The sequence below is a fragment of the Corynebacterium maris DSM 45190 genome (genome assembly GCF_000442645.1).
In the GTDB taxonomy this organism is placed as follows: Bacteria; Actinomycetota; Actinomycetes; order Mycobacteriales; family Mycobacteriaceae; genus Corynebacterium; species Corynebacterium maris.
Genome location: NC_021915.1, coordinates 1,361,033 through 1,377,601 on the forward strand (window position 1 = coordinate 1,361,033; position 16,569 = coordinate 1,377,601).

Consider the following 16,569-nt stretch of genomic DNA (forward strand, 5'->3'; position numbering starts at 1 on the left):
TAAAAAATTCTTTTACTTCTTCCACTGTAGCGAGATTGGCCCGTCCAGGTGGCGGAAAAGATACGCCGCAGGGCCTTACCAACGGCGGGCCCACCACTCGTCGAGGTGCGGGCGCTCAGCTCCTAGCGTGGTGGATTTTCCATGGCCAGGGCGCACGATCGCTTCGTCCGGGTACACGTCGAAAAGACGGCTCTTGACGTCGTTGAAAAGACGGGCGAAATCCGACTCGGACTCGGTCTTGCCCACCCCGCCGGGGAAGAGGCTGTCACCGACGAACAGGTTGACCACCCCGTCGATCTCCGCGGCCACACACGCCCCACCCGGGGTGTGCCCGCGCAGGATGGCCACGGGCAGTTCATGCCCCGCGAACTCGATGACGTCTCCCTGCTCGAGCTCGACGTCGGCGTCCGCGGGTAGGGCGGGGGAGTCGAGAAACGACGTAAGGTGGGTCGCGCCAGTGCGTGCGAGCACATCCGGCAACGCCCGGACGTGATCGGCGTGGCGATGGGTGGTCAACACCATGGTGATGCTGACCCCCGCCTCTTCCGCCATCGCGAGCAGGGCGTCAGGATCGTCGGCGGCGTCGATGAGAAGTCCTTCGTCGCCAGCGGCGAGCAGGTAGCAGTTATTGTCCGTCTCGGACACGGAAATCCGGTGAAGCTTCAGTGCGGTGGTCATGCGGACTAGCCTAGCCAGGAATAGCGGCGAATTCGTCGTCGATGGTACGTTCGAGATCATCTTTCCGGGTGCGCCGGCCGGGCCCGGATTCATCAAGGGGAGGAACAAGACAAGTGGCTGACCGTCTCGTCGTCAAAGGTGCCCGCGAACACAACCTGAAGGGCGTGGACGTCGATCTGCCCCGCGATAAAATGGTCGTGTTCACCGGCCTGTCCGGGTCGGGCAAGTCGTCGTTGGCCTTCGACACCATCTTCGCCGAAGGGCAGCGTCGGTACGTGGAGTCGTTGAGCTCCTACGCCCGGATGTTTCTCGGCCAAATGGATAAACCGGACGTCGACCTCATCGACGGGTTGTCGCCCGCCGTGTCGATCGACCAGAAATCCACCAACCGCAACCCGCGGTCGACGGTGGGCACCATCACGGAGATCTACGATTACCTGCGTCTGCTGTTCTCCCGCGCCGGCACCGCCCATTGCCCGGTCTGCGACGAGAAGATCGACCGGCAGACCCCGCAGATGATCGTCGACCAGGTGCTGGAAGGGGAGGAGCGCACCAAGTTCCAGGTGCTCGCCCCCGTCGTCCGCACCCGCAAGGGCGAGTTCGTCGACCTGTTCAAGGACCTCGCCTCACAAGGCTATTCGCGCATCATGGTCGACGGCGAGCTGCATCAGCTGTCCGACCCGCCGAAGCTGAAGAAGCAGATCAAGCACGACATCGACGTCGTGGTCGACCGACTGCAGGTCAAAGAGTCGCAGAAGCAGCGTCTCACCGATTCCGTGGAAACCGCCCTGCGGTTGGCGGACGGACTGGTGGGCATCGACTACGTCGACCTTCCGGAGGACGACCCGCAGCGCCACCGGATCTTCTCTGAGAAGATGGCCTGCCCGAACGGGCACACGCTCGACATCGACGAATATGAGCCGCGGGCGTTCTCCTTCAACAGCCCCTACGGCGCCTGCCCGGCCTGTGACGGCCTGGGCACCCGCACCGAGGTCGACATCGACCTGCTCATTCCCGACCCGGACGCTCCGGCGAACAAGTCCGTGCAACCGTGGACCTCCTCGCCGAACCGCAACTACTTCGAGAAACTCGTCGACGGTTTGTCCGAGGCCCTCGACTTCGATCCGGAGACGCCGTTTTCGAAGCTGACGAAGAAACAGCGCGACGCCCTGATCAACGGCACCTCCACCAAGGTGTCGGTCCGCTACAAGAACCGTTTCGGACGTGTCCGCAACTGGACCGCTCCTTTCGAGGGAGTGCGCGGCTGGATGGACCGCAAATTGGAACAGGCCGAAAGCGAGAAGCAAAAGGAACGGTTCCTGGCCTACACTCGCGAAATCGCCTGCCCGACCTGCGAAGGCGCCCGCCTCAAGCCGGAAATCCTGTCCGTGCGGTTGGATTCGGAATCCGACGGGGAGAAGTCCATCGCGGGCCTGACCGCGATGTCCATCGCCGACGCCGCGCAGTTCCTGGACACCCTCGTCCTGGCCTCCCGGGAACGTCAGATCGCAGACGCGGTGCTCAAGGAAATTCAGGCCCGGCTGCGCTTCCTCGTCGACGTGGGGCTGACTTACCTCACTCTGGACCGTGCCGCCGGCACCCTGTCCGGCGGTGAGGCGCAGCGCATCCGGCTGGCCACCCAGATCGGCTCCGGCCTCGCCGGCGTGATGTACGTGCTCGACGAGCCGTCCATCGGCCTGCACCAGCGCGACAACAAGCGTCTGATTGAGACGCTGAAGCGCCTGCGCGACATCGGCAACACCCTCCTCGTCGTCGAGCACGACGAGGAGACCATCCGCGAATCAGACTGGATGATCGACATCGGCCCGAAGGCGGGCGAGTACGGCGGTGAGGTCGTCTACCAGGGGGTCCCGGAGGGCATCCTGGAGATCGAAGGATCCATCACCGGCGACTACCTCGCCGGCCGGCGTTCCCTCGGGGTCCCGGAGCAGCGCCGCGAGATCGACCCCGCCCGCCAGCTCACCGTCGTCGGGGCACGGGAGAATAACCTGCAGGGCATCGACGTGGACATCCCGCTCGGCGTACTGGTCTGCATCACCGGCGTGTCCGGCTCCGGGAAATCCACCCTGATCAACCAGATTTTGGCGAAAAACCTGCAGAACACCCTCAACCGGGCCCGCCAGGTGCCGGGCCGCGCCAAACGCGTGGAGGGCATGGACCACCTGGACAAACTGATCCAGATCGACCAGTCGCCGATCGGCCGCACCCCGCGGTCGAACCCGGCGACGTACACGGGCGTCTTCGACAAGATCCGCAACCTTTTCGCCGAAACGCAGGAGGCCAAAGTGCGCGGATACAAGGCCGGGCGGTTCTCCTTCAACATCAAGGGCGGACGCTGCGAGGCCTGCCAGGGTGACGGCACCCTGAAAATCGAGATGAACTTCCTGCCCGACGTCTACGTCCCCTGCGAAGTCTGCGACGGCGCCCGCTACAACCGGGAGACCCTCGAGATCCGGTACAAGGGCAAGACCATCGCCGAGGTCTTGGACATGTCGATCTCGGAGGGCGCGGAATTCTTCGAGCCCATCACCTCGATTCACCGCTACCTGGCCACGCTGGTGGACGTGGGGCTGGGGTATGTCCGTCTCGGCCAGGCGGCGACGACGTTGTCCGGGGGCGAGGCGCAGCGCGTGAAGCTGGCGTCTGAACTGCAGAAACGCTCCCATGGACGCACCATCTACATTCTGGATGAGCCGACCACCGGCCTGCACTTCGAGGATGTGCGCAAGCTGATGCTCGTCATCCAGGGGTTGGTGGACAAGGGCAACTCCGTGCTGGTCATCGAGCACAACCTCGACGTGATCAAAATGGCCGACTGGGTCGTCGACATGGGCCCCGAAGGCGGCTCCGGCGGTGGCCTGCTCGTGGCGGAAGGCACCCCGGAGGACGTGGCGAAGGTAGAGGGGTCCTACACCGGCCAGTACCTCGCCGAAATACTCTGACCGGCGGGTCCGCCCTCGGGACCGTTTGCCGGTGACGTAAAATAATCCCCACTCAACGGCAGCCTGGCCGCCCAGGGCGGCCACCGAACAAAGGGATACGGTCGAAGCAATCATGGCGTGGTGGGGAAAAACAACGCTTCACTCCGGCGTCGCCGCCCTGGCGCTGGGGCTTACCGCGGTGAGCTGCGCACCGCCGGTCCCGCACGACGGTGCAACGGTGTCCACGACTGCGGTGGCGGCGCCGCACCAAGATCCAGGCGAGTCTGTGGCACAAAAATTAGCCGCGCTGACCGATGAAGTACAGGACACTCACGGAGGGGTGGCCGGGGTCGCAGTGGCCACCCGCCACGGCGTAGTACAGGCCGGCGATCCGGGCCGGTGGCACGCCTGGTCGACGGTGAAGGTGCCGATTGCCGTCGCCGCAGCCACGGCCGCGGCGGAGCTCGACGGGAACGCCGACGTGGACGCACTCATCGAGGCCGCCATCACCCGCTCGGAGAACATGCCTGCCGCGGAATTGTGGCAGTCGCTCGGCGGCGGGACATCTGCCGCCCGTCAGCTCGAGGACCTGCTCGCCCCCTACGGGGGAATCGACGCGTTGTCTTTGGCCACAGAATTTTCGCCGACCCCCATTGGCCTGATCGCCTGGCCGTTGGCGGGGCAGGCGGAATTTTCCTCCTACCTTCCCTGCCTGCCCGATGCGGAGGTGGTCTACCGGGCGATGGGAGAGATCGTTCCGTGGCAGGTCGACGGATTGGGGTCTATTGAGGGGATGCACTTCAAAGGCGGGTGGAGCGCAGAGGAGGACGGGGGATCGCGCCCGTACACCTACCGGCAGATGGGGGCGCTGGAGACTCTGGGCGGGGTCATCGGCATGGCCGTGCTCGTCCATCCGGAAGACGGTGAGCACGCGACGGCAGTGCAGATGGTGGGTGATCTGGCCGCCGGGTTAGAGGAGATGGTGGAGGCTGACTTGCTCCCCGCCGCGACAATCTGCACGGCCATCTGATTTGCAGTGTTAGGGAGATCTTGTTAGGGTAGTTGTCACTACCACCCGAGTCGTCTTCAGGGCGCCGGGTCGCAAGCGGAGAACATCCCACCCCATGCCGCCGTCAGGTTGGTTCCGGGTAAAGGTCAGTCGGGAAGGCTTCAGGCCTTCATGATTGATGTGGCATATCCGCGTGTACCTTCCAAGGTGCCGCGGTTTTTTGCTGCAAGGGATGAACCTCGCGTGTGACACGGTAGCGAATCACTACACACTGCTAATTGAGGAGCCCCACATCAGCGCTGAAGCTCGCATTAATGAGCGAATCCGTGTTCCGGAGGTCCGTTTGATCGGCCCGTCCGGCGAACAGGTAGGCGTCGTCCGTACCGACGACGCACGCAAGGTCGCCTACGAGGCGAACCTCGATCTCGTCGAGGTCGCCCCGAACGCCAAGCCGCCCGTCGCCAAGATCATGGATTACGGAAAGTACAAGTACGAGCAGGCCCAGAAGGCCCGTGAGTCGCGTAAGAATCAGCAGCAGACCGTGGTCAAGGAGCAGAAGTTCCGTCCCAAGATCGACGATCACGATTATGAGACGAAGAAGAACAATGTGATCCGCTTCCTGGAGAAGGGCAACAAGGTCAAGGTCACCATCATGTTCCGCGGCCGCGAGCAGTCGCGTCCGGAGCTCGGCTTCCGACTGCTGGATCGTCTTGCCGAGGAGATCGCCGAGTTCGGCGTCGTCGAGAACAAGCCGAAGCAGGACGGCCGCAACATGACGATGGTCGTCGGCCCGGTCCGCGGCAAGGGCAAAAAGTAGATCAGACAACCGTCAACCGCTATTCGGGAATAAGGACTTATCACCCATGAAGCAGAAGACCCACAAGGGCACCGCTAAGCGCATCAAGGTCACCGGTTCCGGCAAGCTGCGTCGCGAGCAGGCCAACCGCCGTCACCTGCTGGAGGGCAAGCCGTCCACCCGCACCCGTCGCCTGAAGGGCACCAAGGACGTCTCCCCGGCAGACACCAAGCGCATGAAGCGTCTCCTCGGCCGGGCATAAGAACGCCTGTCCGCCCAGAAAACCCTCAACGAAATAAGGAAGATACACAATGGCACGTGTCAAGCGTTCTGTTAACGCCAAGAAGAAGCGCCGCGCGATTCTGAAGTCCGCCAAGGGCTACCGCGGTCAGCGCTCCCGCCTGTACCGTAAGGCCAAGGAACAGTGGCTGCACTCCATGACTTACGCTTACCGCGACCGTCGTAAGCGCAAGGCAGAGTTCCGCAAGCTGTGGATCCAGCGCATCAACGCCGCTGCCCGCATGAACGACATCACCTACAACCGTCTGATCCACGGCCTGAAGCTGGCCGAGATTGATGTCGACCGTAAGATCCTCGCGGACCTGGCCGTCAACGACTTCGCTACCTTCTCCGCGCTGTGCGAGGCCGCCAAGGCCGGCCTGCCGGAGGACGTCAACGCCCCGAAGGCCGCCTAAGCAGCCTTCGCGTCTTCGACGCACACCCGTCGGTTTCCCTGTTCAACAGGGGAACCGACGGTTTTTCGTTTCTAGGCCCTTGCCTGTATGAACCGCAGAAAAACACCGGTCCCGGAAGGACTCCATGGCCCTTCCGGGACCGGCGCGGGACGCGCCGCGTGCCGTCAGAAGCGGGTCATCGGCTCCCGGATGATGCCGAACCGGTGGGTCGTGGTGCTCACCGTCTGCTCCAGCAGCCAGGGGAGCAGCTCACGCCGACCGTCTGCCAGCACCGGGGAATCCATGACCACCGAATCAGACTCGACGGCAGCCTCATACAGGGCGTCATCGACCGCGCCGACGGTGCGCACACGGGCGTTGTTCCGTTCCGTCACCAGGCGGGCGAAATCCTCGTCCGTCATGTTTTCCGCGAAGGGGAAATCGCCGGCGACCTCGGGTCGCGCGGTGAAACGAACGGGGGAGCCGGTGCGGGCGGCCGCCAGCAGCAGACGATAGACGTCGCGGCGCGCGGCCCCCGTGCCGATGCGCACGAGCAGCGGCTCCAGCAACGGAAGGTAGCGGAAGATGTTCGTCTCGTAGCGAAGACCGGTGCGGTCGTGCTCGCGGCCGAACTCGGTGTCCCAGGCGTGCTGGTCCAGTTCCGCCGCGCGCCACAGCCACTCACGATCCCCCTCATCGAGTTCCCCGGTCCAGCTCTCCAGCATCCGGTTGATCCGCGGCTGCACGCTGACCTCCGGGGAGGCGAGGGCGTCATTGTCGACCCAGGTGCCGAAGGTGCCGACGTAGTTCGGGCCGCCGGCCTTCGCGCCCGGCCCGATCGCCGAGTTCTTCCAGCCGCCGAAGGACTGGCGCTGCACGATCGCACCGGTGATGCCGCGGTTGATGTAGGCGTTGCCCACCTCGACGTGCTTGCGCCAGTAGGCGATCTCGTCGGTGTCTAGAGTATGGATGCCGCCGGTCAGCCCGAAGCCGGTCTGATTCTGCCATTCGACGGCCTCTTCGAGGGTGTCGGCGTACATGATGCCCAGGACGGGCCCGAAGCACTCGGTCTTGTGGTACCAGGAACCCGGCTGCACGTTGTCGCGCACACCGGGGGACCACAGCGTGCCGTCCTCATCGAGCTGCTTCGGCTCGATCAACCATTCCTCGCCTGGCTCCAGGGTGGTCAGCCCCTTTTCCAGCTTTTCTCCGGGCGGCTCGATGAGTCCGTTCATGCGGGTGGAGACGTCGATGCCGCGTCCGATCTTCAGGGTGCGCACCGCGTCGTAGAGCTGGGTGCGCAGCCTCTTCGATTTACCGGCCGGGCCGACGAAGATGACCAGGGAAGAGGCGGAGCACTTCTGGCCGGCGTGCCCGAAGGCGGAGTCGACCAAGTCATCGATCGCCAGATCCGGATCGCAGGAGGCGGTGATGATCAAGGCGTTCTTACCCGACGTCTCCGCAGAGATCGACATCTGCGGGTCCCAGGAGCGGAACAGCTGGGCGGTTTCCGAGGCGCCGGTGAGGATGACGTGATCGACCTGGGGGTGCGAAATCAGTCGCTTGCCCGCGTCGCCCTCGTCCGCGCGGATCAACTGCACCAGGTCCGGGTTCTCCCCGGCGGCGGCCAGCCCGTCGCGGATGGCGTCGACGGCGACCTCGGCGCAGCGCACCACCTGGGGGGCGGGCTTGATGATCACGGCGCTGCCGGCGGCCAACGAGGCCAACACGCCACCGACCGGGATGGCGACGGGGAAGTTCCACGGCGGGGTCACCACGACCAGACCATCTGGCACGAAAGTGGAGTAACCGGTGCCCAGGGCGCGTGCGGATTCGGCGTAGTAGGTGGCGAAATCCACGGCCTCGGACACTTCGACGTCGGCCTGGCCGATGGCCTTGTCCGCCTCCCACGCCATCGCGGAGACCAGTTCCTGTCGCCGATTCGCCAGCGACTCGGCGATGACGTCCAGGACGTCCGCCCGGCCTTCGCCGGCGGTGGCGCCCCAGGCGACGGCCAGATCACGGGCCTTTTCGACGCTTGCGTCCACCTTCTTCGGGTCGGAGACCTCCGGGGCCGACACGGGGCCGGGATCCGTGCTCAGTGCTTCCACACCCCACCGGCGGTTGGCCACCAGGGCGGGGTCGGTGTCCGGTTCGTTGCGGAACCGGCCGGGGCGGGTGCCTGACCCGAGTCCCGAATCGACCTCCCGGTTCTGCTGGCGCTGCGGCTCCGCGGAGACTTCCTTGCGGTCGGCGACCGCCTTGCGGAAGCGCTCTTCCTGGTCATCCATCGCCTGCTCACCGGCGTCGCCGACGGTGAACAGCGCGTGCAGGAAGTTTTCGTCCGCGCTGTTTTCCTCCAGGCGGCGCACCAGGTAGCTGACGGCGACGTCGAAATCGCTGGCGGCCACGACGGGGGTGTAGAGGATCAGGTTAGGGAAGGAGTCCTTGACCGCCCGCGCCTGCGCGGGGGCCATGCCCTGCAGCATTTCGGCGTCGACGAGCTCCATGACCCCGCGACGCTCCGCGATTTCCTTGGTGGCGGCCAAGGAATAGAGGTTGTGGCTGGCGACGCCGATGCGTACCGCGCCCAGATTCTCCGGGACCAGGACATGGTCGAGCAGCCGCAGATAATTGGCGTCGACCTCGGATTTCGTGTCATAAGGCGCCTGTTTCCACCCGTGGACCTCGGCCTCGGCCTTTTCCATGGACAAGTTTGCGCCCTTGACCAGGCGAATCTTGATCGGGGCCCCACCCGCGGCGACGCGGGCGCGGCCGAACTCCACCAGCTCCTGCAGGGCATCGAAAGAGTCCGGCAAATAGGCCTGGAGAACGATGCCGGCCTCATAGTCGCGGAACTCCTCTTCGTCGAGCAGCTCAGTGAACAGCCGGATGGTCATCCGCAGGTCCTTGTATTCCTCCATGTCGAGGTTGATGAACACCCGTGGGCTCTGCTCGATGGCGGCCCGGTAGAGGGGACGCAGCTGCTCTTTCAGCCGCTCCACGTTGCCGTCGACGTCCCAGTGGTTGAGCTGGGCACACAGGGACGTCGCCTTGACGGAGACATAAGTGACGCGGGGATTTTCGATGAGCTCGAGCGTGCGTCGGGCGCGGTCCGCGGCCTCGTCATCGCCCAGGACCGCTTCGCCCAGGAGGTTCAGGTTGAGTTCCTGTCCCTTCTCCGCGGCGTCATCCAGCAGAGAATCCAACGTGGATCCTTCAGAATCGAGCACCAGGTGACCGACGAGCTGACGCATGCGCTTGCGGGCGGCGGGCATGACGACCTGCGGGATCGCCCCGGCCAGCTTGGTGCCCGCGTTGAGCAGAAGGCGGTCGACTCCGCTGAGGAAGCCCGGGGCCTCGGGAATCTTGCGCAGCGCCTGCGCCGCGGTGTGGTCGTCCTCCGGGCGGGCGACGCGGTCCACGAAATCCATCGTGAAATCGACGCCGGCGGGATCCTGCATCAGTTGTCCCAGCATCTGCGCGGCCTCGTCCTGCTCGCCTTCGGTGGCGGCGAGCCATGCACGTGCCTGCTTCACAACCGTGTCAACGGAATCGTCCAGCGTGGTGTCTGGGGTGGGGGTTGTCATGGCGTCCGCCTCCTCGGTGTCGTGGGGGCGGGGCCACGCCCGCGCCCCCAAGTTGTGGCACGTTCAATTACTGTCGCCAGTGTATGGAAACTGACGGGGTCCTGTCCGACCTTTCCGGATCTGGTACACCTGGCAGGGGGAGTGCGCTGATAACCTGACGCGTATGAGCCTCGATTTTTCCCAGCCGTTCACGGAACGGACGCCGCGGGTGGTCAACGCCGCAAAACTGCTGCGTTCCGCCGGGCGGCGAAAAGCGGAACGTTTTCTCGTGGAGGGGGAGAACGCCGTAGATGCGGCGGTGTCCACCGGGTCGGCCACCGACCTGTTCGTGACGGAGCGGGCCGCGGAGCGATTCTCCGACATCGTCACCGCCGCCGGATACATGAACGTCTACACCCACGCCATCGACGAGAAAGCCGCCCGCGCACTGACCGACACGGTGACCACCACCGGACTGTTCGCGGTGTGTACGCCGGTGCTGTGGAGCGTCGGTAAGGCGTTGGGCAAGACCCCGAAACTGGTGACCGTCCCGGTGCAGACCTCCGAGCCGGGCAACGCCGGCACCCTGATGCGCGTCTCCGACGCGATGGGCGCCGACGCCGTGCTCTTTGCCGGGGAGACCGTCGACCCGCAGTCCGGCAAAGCCGCCCGCGCCTCGGCCGGCTCGCTGTTCCACGTCCCGGTCGCCCGACATGCCGACGTCAACGACGTCCTCGGCCAGGTCCGCGCCAAGGGCTTGACCATCCTGGCCACCGCCGCGGACGGAGAAGTCGACCTCGAAGACGCCGATGACCTGCTGGCGCGCCCCACCGCCTGGCTCTTCGGCAATGAAGCCCACGGCCTCGGCGAAGACGTGCTGGCGAAGGCGGACCACCGCGTGCGCGTGCCCATCCGCGGCCGTGCGGAATCCCTTAATTTGGCCACCGCCGCCGCCATCTGCCTCTACGAATCTGCCCGGGGCCAGGCCCGGGCGAAAGGAGAATAAATTAGGGTGGAAGAAACCCGCGCGCAAAAATCCAAGATCCTGGCCATCATCCTCGCCCTGCTGCTCGGCGGGCTCGGCGTCCATAACTTCTACATGGGGCACAACACCCTGGGCCTGGCCAAGATCGCGCTCAACGCTTTCGGCATCGCCATGAGCCTGCTCGCCGTCGGGCAGGCCCTGCTCTTCCTTGCCGGCTTGTGGGTGATCCTCGAGGCGATCATGATCGCGTTCGGGGTCGGCAACATGAAAACGGACCGGCACGACATCCCGTTGAAGTGGTGAGCCCGTTTCCGCTGGTCGACATGCGGGCTCCCGCCCGCTAAGCTCAACGCCAGATATGGTCGGCGCCGCGTGTGACTGCGTGTGACGCTGCGACGCCTTGTTCCGGCCATGCACACGATGAGAAAGGCCCAGCCCGTGTCCAACCCGTTCGCACAACCGGATCCCCACCAGGGCGACCCGAACAACAGCTTCGGCTACCCCGGCCATTCCCAGTCGCCCCAGCCGCACAGCGGTTTCGGCTACGGCCAGCAGCCCAATGCGCAGCCGCCGGCGAACTACCACCCCAACCAGTACGGTGTAACCCCGCAGTACGGTGCCGCGCCGCAGTATGGATCGGCCCCACACCACGGCGTGCAATCGAAGCCGAAGTCCCGCATCGTCGCGTTGCTGCTGTGTTTCTTCCTGGGTTCCCTCGGCGTCCACAACTTCTACTACGGGCAGACCAAGGCCGGGATCAACAAGTTGATCCTGCTGGGGGTAGGCACTCTCCTCACTATTATCTTTATCGGCGTCTTCCTGCTGGTAGCCTTATCTATTTGGGTCTTGATCGATTTTATCCTCATCATAGCGGGCGGAGGATACATGGCCACCGACTCCGACGGCGTGCCCACCACGTGGTAGCGCCCGCCTGACCCTACTTTTCACCCGCACCGTCGTGTGCGGGTGTTATTTTTTGCCCAGACAGGCCCATGTCTGTGTTTCGACGGACTCATCCATGGTGGCTCCGACGCTCGCCGGTATGCTGGATCGAGTCCGAACCAAGCGCGATTACGAAGGGTCGAAGAACGCAACGTGTCTGATCAGCCCGACATTGAATTGACCGAGGCGTCGCTGAACGCCGCAGCAGAGCAGGCCGTCGCTGCCTTTGACGCAGCCCCCAGCCTGGCGGAGCTCCAGGAGGCACGCCGGGAGCACCTGGGGGACAGCGCATTCATTCCGCGCGCCCGCCAGGCCATCGGCACGTTGCCGAAAACGGAGCGCAAGGACGCGGGCAAGATGGTGAACATCGCCCGCGGCTCCGTCGAAAAACACTTCGCCGAAGTGCACGACCGCATCGAGGCCAAGGAAAAGGCCGAGCAGCTGGCCGCCGAAACCGTCGACGTGACGGTGCCGACCACCCGCCGGCAGACGGGCGCCATGCACCCGATCACCACGCTCAAGGAGCAGGTGTCCGACATCTTCGTCGGCATGGGATGGGAAATCGCCGAAGGCCCCGAGGTCGAGGCGGAGTACTTCAACTTCGACGCCCTCAACTTCAAACCGGACCACCCGGCGCGCACCCTGCAGGACACCTTCCACATCGGCGCCGAAGGTTCCCATCAGCTCCTGCGCACCCACACTTCCCCGGTGCAGGTCCGCACGATGCTCGAGCGCGACGTGCCCGTCTACATCGCCTGCCCGGGCCGGGTGTTCCGCACCGACGAACTCGACGCCACGCACACCCCGGTCTTCCACCAGATCGAGGGGCTGGCGGTGGACAAGGGCCTGACGATGGCGCACCTGCGGGGCACTTTGGATCACCTGGCCAAGGTGCTTTTCGGGCCGGAGACCAAGACGCGCATGCGCACCAACTACTTCCCGTTCACGGAGCCTTCCGCCGAGGTCGACGTCTGGTTCGCCAACAAGAAGGGCGGCGCCGGCTGGATTGAGTGGGGTGGCTGCGGCATGGTCAACCCGAACGTGTTGCGCGCCGTCGGCGTGGATCCGGAGGAATACACCGGGTTTGCCTTCGGCATGGGGCTGGAGCGCACCCTGCAGTTCCGCAACGGCTTGAGCGACATGCGCGACATGGTCGAAGGCGACGTCCGTTTCACCCTGCCGTTCGGCGTGCAGGCTTAACCCCGGTAACCAGGAAGGAATAAATAGATGTTCATCGCCCAGAACTGGCTGACCGGCCTGTTGCGCGCCATGGCGCCGGCCCAGGAGAACTGGTCCGTCACCCCGGAGGAGCTCGACGCCGGATTTGTCCGCGTCGGCTTTGAGACGGAAGGCTACGCGCGGATCGAGGAGACCCGCGGCGCCCTGGTGCTCGGCCGGGTCACCGACATCGAGGAACTGACGGAGTTCAAGAAGCCGATCCGTTATTGCCAGGTCGACGTCGGCCAGGCCAACGGCACCGGTGAGCCGCAGGGCATCATCTGCGGCGCCCGTAACTTCGTCGAAGGCGACCTCGTGGTCGTCGCGCTGCCGGGTACGGAGCTGCCGGGCGGCTTCGAGATCTCCGCCCGGGAAACCTACGGCCGCATCTCCAACGGCATGATCTGTTCCGCCGCCGAACTCGGTCTGACGGACAAGCAGAACCCCGGGATCATCACCTTGGCCGAGGATTACGGCGTCCCCGGCGACGACGCGAAGTCCCTGTTGCAGCTGGAGGACACGGCCTTCGAGGTCAACGTCACTCCGGATCGCGGTTACGCTCTGTCCGCCCGCGGGTTGAGCCGTGAGCTGGCCAGTGCCTTTGGCTTGACCTACACCGATCTCGCCGCCGAGCCGTCCGTGGCCGGGCTGGATCTGTCTACGGTGCCGGCCGTCGACGGCGAGCTCATCGATGTCGACGTGCGCCCCGAGACCAAGGCCCTGCGTTTCGGGCTGCGCCAGGTCTCCGGCATCGACCCGGCTGCGGAGTCCCCGTTCTGGTTGCAGCGTGAGTTGATGCTTTCCGGTCAGCGCCCCGTCAACGCGGCCACCGACGTCACCAACTACGTCATGCTGCTGCTCGGCCAGCCGATGCACGCCTTCGACGCCGGTCAGATCACCGGTGGCCTGACGGTGCGCAACGCCGAGGCGGGGGAGAAGTTCGAGACCCTCGACCACGTCACGCGTGAACTGCACGCCGAGGACGTGGTCATCTGTGACGAGACGGGCATCCAGTCCATGGCCGGGGTCATGGGCGGCACCCGCTCCGAAATCTCGGAGACCACCACCGACGTCTACTTCGAGGCGGCGACGTGGGATCCGATCACGGTGGCGCGCACCTCGCGCCGCCACAAGCTCACCTCCGAGTCCTCTCGCCGCTTCGAGCGCGGCGTGGATCCGGCGGTCGTCGAGGCGGCCCTGGATTACGCCTGCGCGCTGCTCGTCGACATCGCCGGTGGCGCCGTCGAGACTGGCCGCACCCTGGTCGGCGAGTTTTCCCTGGCCGACCCGATCGACCTGCGGGTCAGCCACCCGAGTGAACTGATCGGCGTCGACTACTCCCGCGAGACCGTCGTGTCCCGACTGGAGGAGGTCGGTTGCCGCGTGGTCGATCGGGGCGAGATCCTGGCGGTGACCCCGCCGACCTGGCGCACGGATTTCTCCATGGCCGAGGATCTCATCGAGGAGATCGTCCGCCTCGAGGGCCTCGACGACATCCCCCTGGTTCTGCCGACCCCGGTCGGCGGCCGTGGGCTCAGCCCCGTGCAGAAGCGCAACCGCGCCGTCGGGCATGCGTTGGCGTATCAGGGCTACGCCGAGATCCTGCCGTCCCCGTTCATGGCCAACGACGTCTTCGACGCCTGGGGACTGGCGGAGGACGACCCCCGCCGCCAGGTGGTGCGGGTCCAGAATCCGCTGGACAGCGATTATGCGGTGCTGGGCACGACGTTGTTGCCGAGCATGCTCGAGGCCGTCTCCCGCAACGTCGCCCGCGGCCGGAAGGACCTGACCCTGTTCAGTCTGCAACAGGTGGCCTTCCAGCGGGCGGAAAAGACCCCGATGCCCGACGTCTCCCGCCGCCCGGACGAAGACACCGTGCGGGAACTGCTGGAGACTCTGCCGCGGCAGCCGCTGCACGCCGCCACCGTCGGCGTCGGCGAAATCGATTACACCGGGCCGTGGGGCAAGGGCCGCGCCTACGGTTGGGCGGACGCCGTGGAGTCGGCTCGCCTCGTCGCCCGCGCCGCCGGGGTCGAGCTCGAGGTGGAGAACGCGGACGTCTTGCCGTGGCACCCGGGCCGGTGTGCCGCGCTGAAGGTGGGTGGTGAGGTCGTCGGCTATGCCGGTGAGCTGCACCCGCAGATTCTGGAGGCGCTCGGGCTTCCGGAGCGCACCTGCGCCATGGAGATCGACGTCGACGCCCTCCCGGCCACCGAGCTCCTGCCTGCGCCGGTGCTCTCCGCCTACCCGGCGCTGCACCAGGACATCGCCCTGGTCGTCGACGAGTCCGTCCCGGCGGCGGACGTCCGCGCCGCCATCGAGGAAGGCGCCGGCGATCTGCTCGAGGCCGTCGAGCTTTTCGACGTCTTCCGCGGCGATCAGCTGGGTGACGGCAAGAAGTCGCTGGCGTTCCAGCTGCTGTTTAGGGCGGCTGACCGTACGCTGACCGACGAGGAGGCCAACGAACGTCGTCTGGCCGCAGCAGAGGCGGCGAAGGAGAAGCTGGGCGCCCAGATGCGCGCATAGTGGGTGGGACACGTTCGTGCTGAACGTGTCGCCGCCTTCCCGTGCCGCCGTACCCGTGAGTCGGGTACGGCGGTTTTCGTCTCTGGCCGGCGGCTGCGGACGGGGCCGTCGTTGTGGCAGAATCGGGACAACTGCGCCCGAATGTATAATTTGCAGCCAAGCGCATAAACGCTATACTGGCGGACATGACGATCAAGGTAGCTGTAGCTGGTGCCACGGGATATGCGGGTGGAGAAATTCTGCGCCTGCTCCTCAGCCACCCGAAATATCTCTCCGGCGAGCTCGAAATCGGCGCTCTGACCGGACATTCCAACGCAGGACAGCGCGTCAGCGAGCTCATGGGCCACCTGCCGCAGCTGGCGGATCGCCTCATCGAGGACACCACCGTCGAGGTCCTGTCTGGACACGACGTCGTGTTTCTGGGATTGCCGCACGGACACTCCGCCGAGATCGGCCAGCAGCTGTCCGAGGAGACCCTCGTCATCGACTGCGCGGCCGACTTCCGACTCACCGACTCCGCCGCCTGGGAGAAGTACTACGGCGGCGACTACGCCGGCTTCTGGCCTTACGGCATCCCGGAGATGCCGGGGCACCGGGAGGAGATCGCCGGGGCCCGGCGCATCGCCGTCCCGGGCTGCTTCCCCACGGGATCCACCCTGGCTTTGCTGCCCGCCGTCGCGGGCGGGCTCATCGTCCCGGACATTTCGATCACCGCCATCACGGGCGTCTCCGGCGCCGGCAAAAAGGGCTCCGTGGCCCTGCTCGGCGCGGAAACGATGGGCTCGCTCAAGGCCTACAACACCGCCGGAAAGCACCGCCACACCCCGGAAATGGCACAGAACCTGTCCAAGTACACCGATGCCGACGTCAACGTCAGCTTCACGCCGGTGCTGGCTCCGTTGCCGCGCGGCATCCTCACCACCGCCATCGCGCCCCTGGTGGACGGCGTCACCCAGGACATCGCCACCAAGACCTACCGGGCCTTCTATGAAAACGAGCCTTTCGTGCACCTGCTGCCGGAAGGCCAGCAACCGCAGACGCAGCACATCGTCGGCTCGAACATGTGCCACGTGCAGGTCGAGGTCGACGAGCAGTCGGGCAAACTGCTGCTGACCTCCGCCCTCGACAACCTGACCAAGGGCACCGGCGGCGCCGCCGTGCAGTGCATGAACATCGCCCTCGATTACCCCGAAACCGACGGACTGCCGCTGGCCGCGGTCGCTCCCTAAC

The 16,569-nt window shown here is 65.5% G+C and carries 13 protein-coding genes; 11 read left to right on the forward strand and 2 right to left on the reverse strand.

Annotated elements, in window-relative coordinates:
* Nucleotides 1–75: 75 nt before the first annotated feature.
* The gene (locus B841_RS06415; protein ID WP_020934674.1) at nucleotides 76–678 is read right to left on the reverse strand and encodes an MBL fold metallo-hydrolase; all 603 of its coding nucleotides are present in this window, start codon (nucleotides 676–678) and stop codon (nucleotides 76–78) included.
* A gap of 113 nt (nucleotides 679–791) precedes the next feature.
* Between B841_RS06415 and uvrA the strand changes: the two genes are divergently transcribed.
* The 5 genes from uvrA (at nucleotide 792) to rplT (ending at nucleotide 6,120) form a co-directional block, all read left to right on the forward strand.
* Complete coding sequence (gene uvrA / locus B841_RS06420) at nucleotides 792–3,641, forward strand: excinuclease ABC subunit UvrA (protein ID WP_020934675.1); 2,850 nt, start codon at nucleotides 792–794, stop codon at nucleotides 3,639–3,641.
* A 112-nt stretch (nucleotides 3,642–3,753) separates the two neighbouring features.
* On the forward strand, nucleotides 3,754–4,650 hold the full coding sequence (locus tag B841_RS13330; protein ID WP_156844729.1) for a hypothetical protein: 897 nt from the start codon (nucleotides 3,754–3,756) through the stop codon (nucleotides 4,648–4,650).
* Between the two features lie 211 nt (nucleotides 4,651–4,861).
* Entirely contained in the window at nucleotides 4,862–5,446 is a 585-nt protein-coding gene (gene infC / locus B841_RS06430) for a translation initiation factor IF-3 (protein WP_084481989.1), read from the forward strand.
* Between the two features lie 46 nt (nucleotides 5,447–5,492).
* Complete coding sequence (gene rpmI / locus B841_RS06435; RefSeq protein ID WP_020934678.1) at nucleotides 5,493–5,687, forward strand: 50S ribosomal protein L35; 195 nt, start codon at nucleotides 5,493–5,495, stop codon at nucleotides 5,685–5,687.
* Nucleotides 5,688–5,736: 49 nt separating this feature from the next.
* Nucleotides 5,737–6,120 carry a 50S ribosomal protein L20 gene (gene rplT, locus B841_RS06440; RefSeq protein WP_020934679.1) on the forward strand — a complete coding sequence of 128 codons (384 nt, stop codon included), beginning with the start codon at nucleotides 5,737–5,739 and terminating at the stop codon, nucleotides 6,118–6,120.
* 164 nt (nucleotides 6,121–6,284) lie between these two features.
* On the opposite strand, the gene B841_RS06445 is transcribed toward rplT, so the two are convergent.
* On the reverse strand, nucleotides 6,285–9,689 hold the full coding sequence (locus tag B841_RS06445; RefSeq protein WP_020934680.1) for a bifunctional proline dehydrogenase/L-glutamate gamma-semialdehyde dehydrogenase: 3,405 nt from the start codon (nucleotides 9,687–9,689) through the stop codon (nucleotides 6,285–6,287).
* 163 nt (nucleotides 9,690–9,852) lie between these two features.
* Between B841_RS06445 and B841_RS06450 the strand changes: the two genes are divergently transcribed.
* From B841_RS06450 to argC, 6 genes are all read left to right on the forward strand, one after another.
* Nucleotides 9,853–10,674: a TrmH family RNA methyltransferase gene (locus B841_RS06450; RefSeq protein ID WP_020934681.1), complete on the forward strand. Its 822-nt coding sequence runs from the start codon at nucleotides 9,853–9,855 to the stop codon at nucleotides 10,672–10,674.
* Between the two features lie 6 nt (nucleotides 10,675–10,680).
* Entirely contained in the window at nucleotides 10,681–10,956 is a 276-nt protein-coding gene (locus B841_RS06455; RefSeq protein WP_020934682.1) for an NINE protein, read from the forward strand.
* A gap of 135 nt (nucleotides 10,957–11,091) precedes the next feature.
* The gene (locus B841_RS13335) at nucleotides 11,092–11,577 is read left to right on the forward strand and encodes a TM2 domain-containing protein (RefSeq protein WP_020934683.1); all 486 of its coding nucleotides are present in this window, start codon (nucleotides 11,092–11,094) and stop codon (nucleotides 11,575–11,577) included.
* A gap of 171 nt (nucleotides 11,578–11,748) precedes the next feature.
* Nucleotides 11,749–12,795 carry a phenylalanine--tRNA ligase subunit alpha gene (gene pheS / locus B841_RS06465; RefSeq protein WP_020934684.1) on the forward strand — a complete coding sequence of 349 codons (1,047 nt, stop codon included), beginning with the start codon at nucleotides 11,749–11,751 and terminating at the stop codon, nucleotides 12,793–12,795.
* A 27-nt stretch (nucleotides 12,796–12,822) separates the two neighbouring features.
* Complete coding sequence (pheT, locus tag B841_RS06470) at nucleotides 12,823–15,339, forward strand: phenylalanine--tRNA ligase subunit beta (protein ID WP_020934685.1); 2,517 nt, start codon at nucleotides 12,823–12,825, stop codon at nucleotides 15,337–15,339.
* 185 nt (nucleotides 15,340–15,524) lie between these two features.
* Nucleotides 15,525–16,568 carry an N-acetyl-gamma-glutamyl-phosphate reductase gene (gene argC / locus B841_RS06475; RefSeq protein WP_020934686.1) on the forward strand — a complete coding sequence of 348 codons (1,044 nt, stop codon included), beginning with the start codon at nucleotides 15,525–15,527 and terminating at the stop codon, nucleotides 16,566–16,568.
* The last annotated feature ends 1 nt before the right edge of the window (nucleotide 16,569 follow it).

What these genes read in the sequence shown, in the direction of transcription:
- B841_RS06415 (WP_020934674.1), bottom strand. Translation starts at nt 678, where the DNA reads ATGACCACCGCACTGAAGCTTCACCGGATTTCCGTGTCCGAGACGGAC.
- B841_RS13330 (WP_156844729.1), top strand. Translation starts at nt 3,754, where the DNA reads ATGGCGTGGTGGGGAAAAACAACGCTTCACTCCGGCGTCGCCGCCCTG.
- infC (WP_084481989.1), top strand. Translation starts at nt 4,862, where the DNA reads ATGAACCTCGCGTGTGACACGGTAGCGAATCACTACACACTGCTAATT.
- rpmI (WP_020934678.1), top strand. Translation starts at nt 5,493, where the DNA reads ATGAAGCAGAAGACCCACAAGGGCACCGCTAAGCGCATCAAGGTCACC.
- rplT (WP_020934679.1), top strand. Translation starts at nt 5,737, where the DNA reads ATGGCACGTGTCAAGCGTTCTGTTAACGCCAAGAAGAAGCGCCGCGCG.
- B841_RS06445 (WP_020934680.1), bottom strand. Translation starts at nt 9,689, where the DNA reads ATGACAACCCCCACCCCAGACACCACGCTGGACGATTCCGTTGACACG.
- B841_RS06450 (WP_020934681.1), top strand. Translation starts at nt 9,853, where the DNA reads ATGAGCCTCGATTTTTCCCAGCCGTTCACGGAACGGACGCCGCGGGTG.
- pheT (WP_020934685.1), top strand. Translation starts at nt 12,823, where the DNA reads ATGTTCATCGCCCAGAACTGGCTGACCGGCCTGTTGCGCGCCATGGCG.
- argC (WP_020934686.1), top strand. Translation starts at nt 15,525, where the DNA reads ATGACGATCAAGGTAGCTGTAGCTGGTGCCACGGGATATGCGGGTGGA.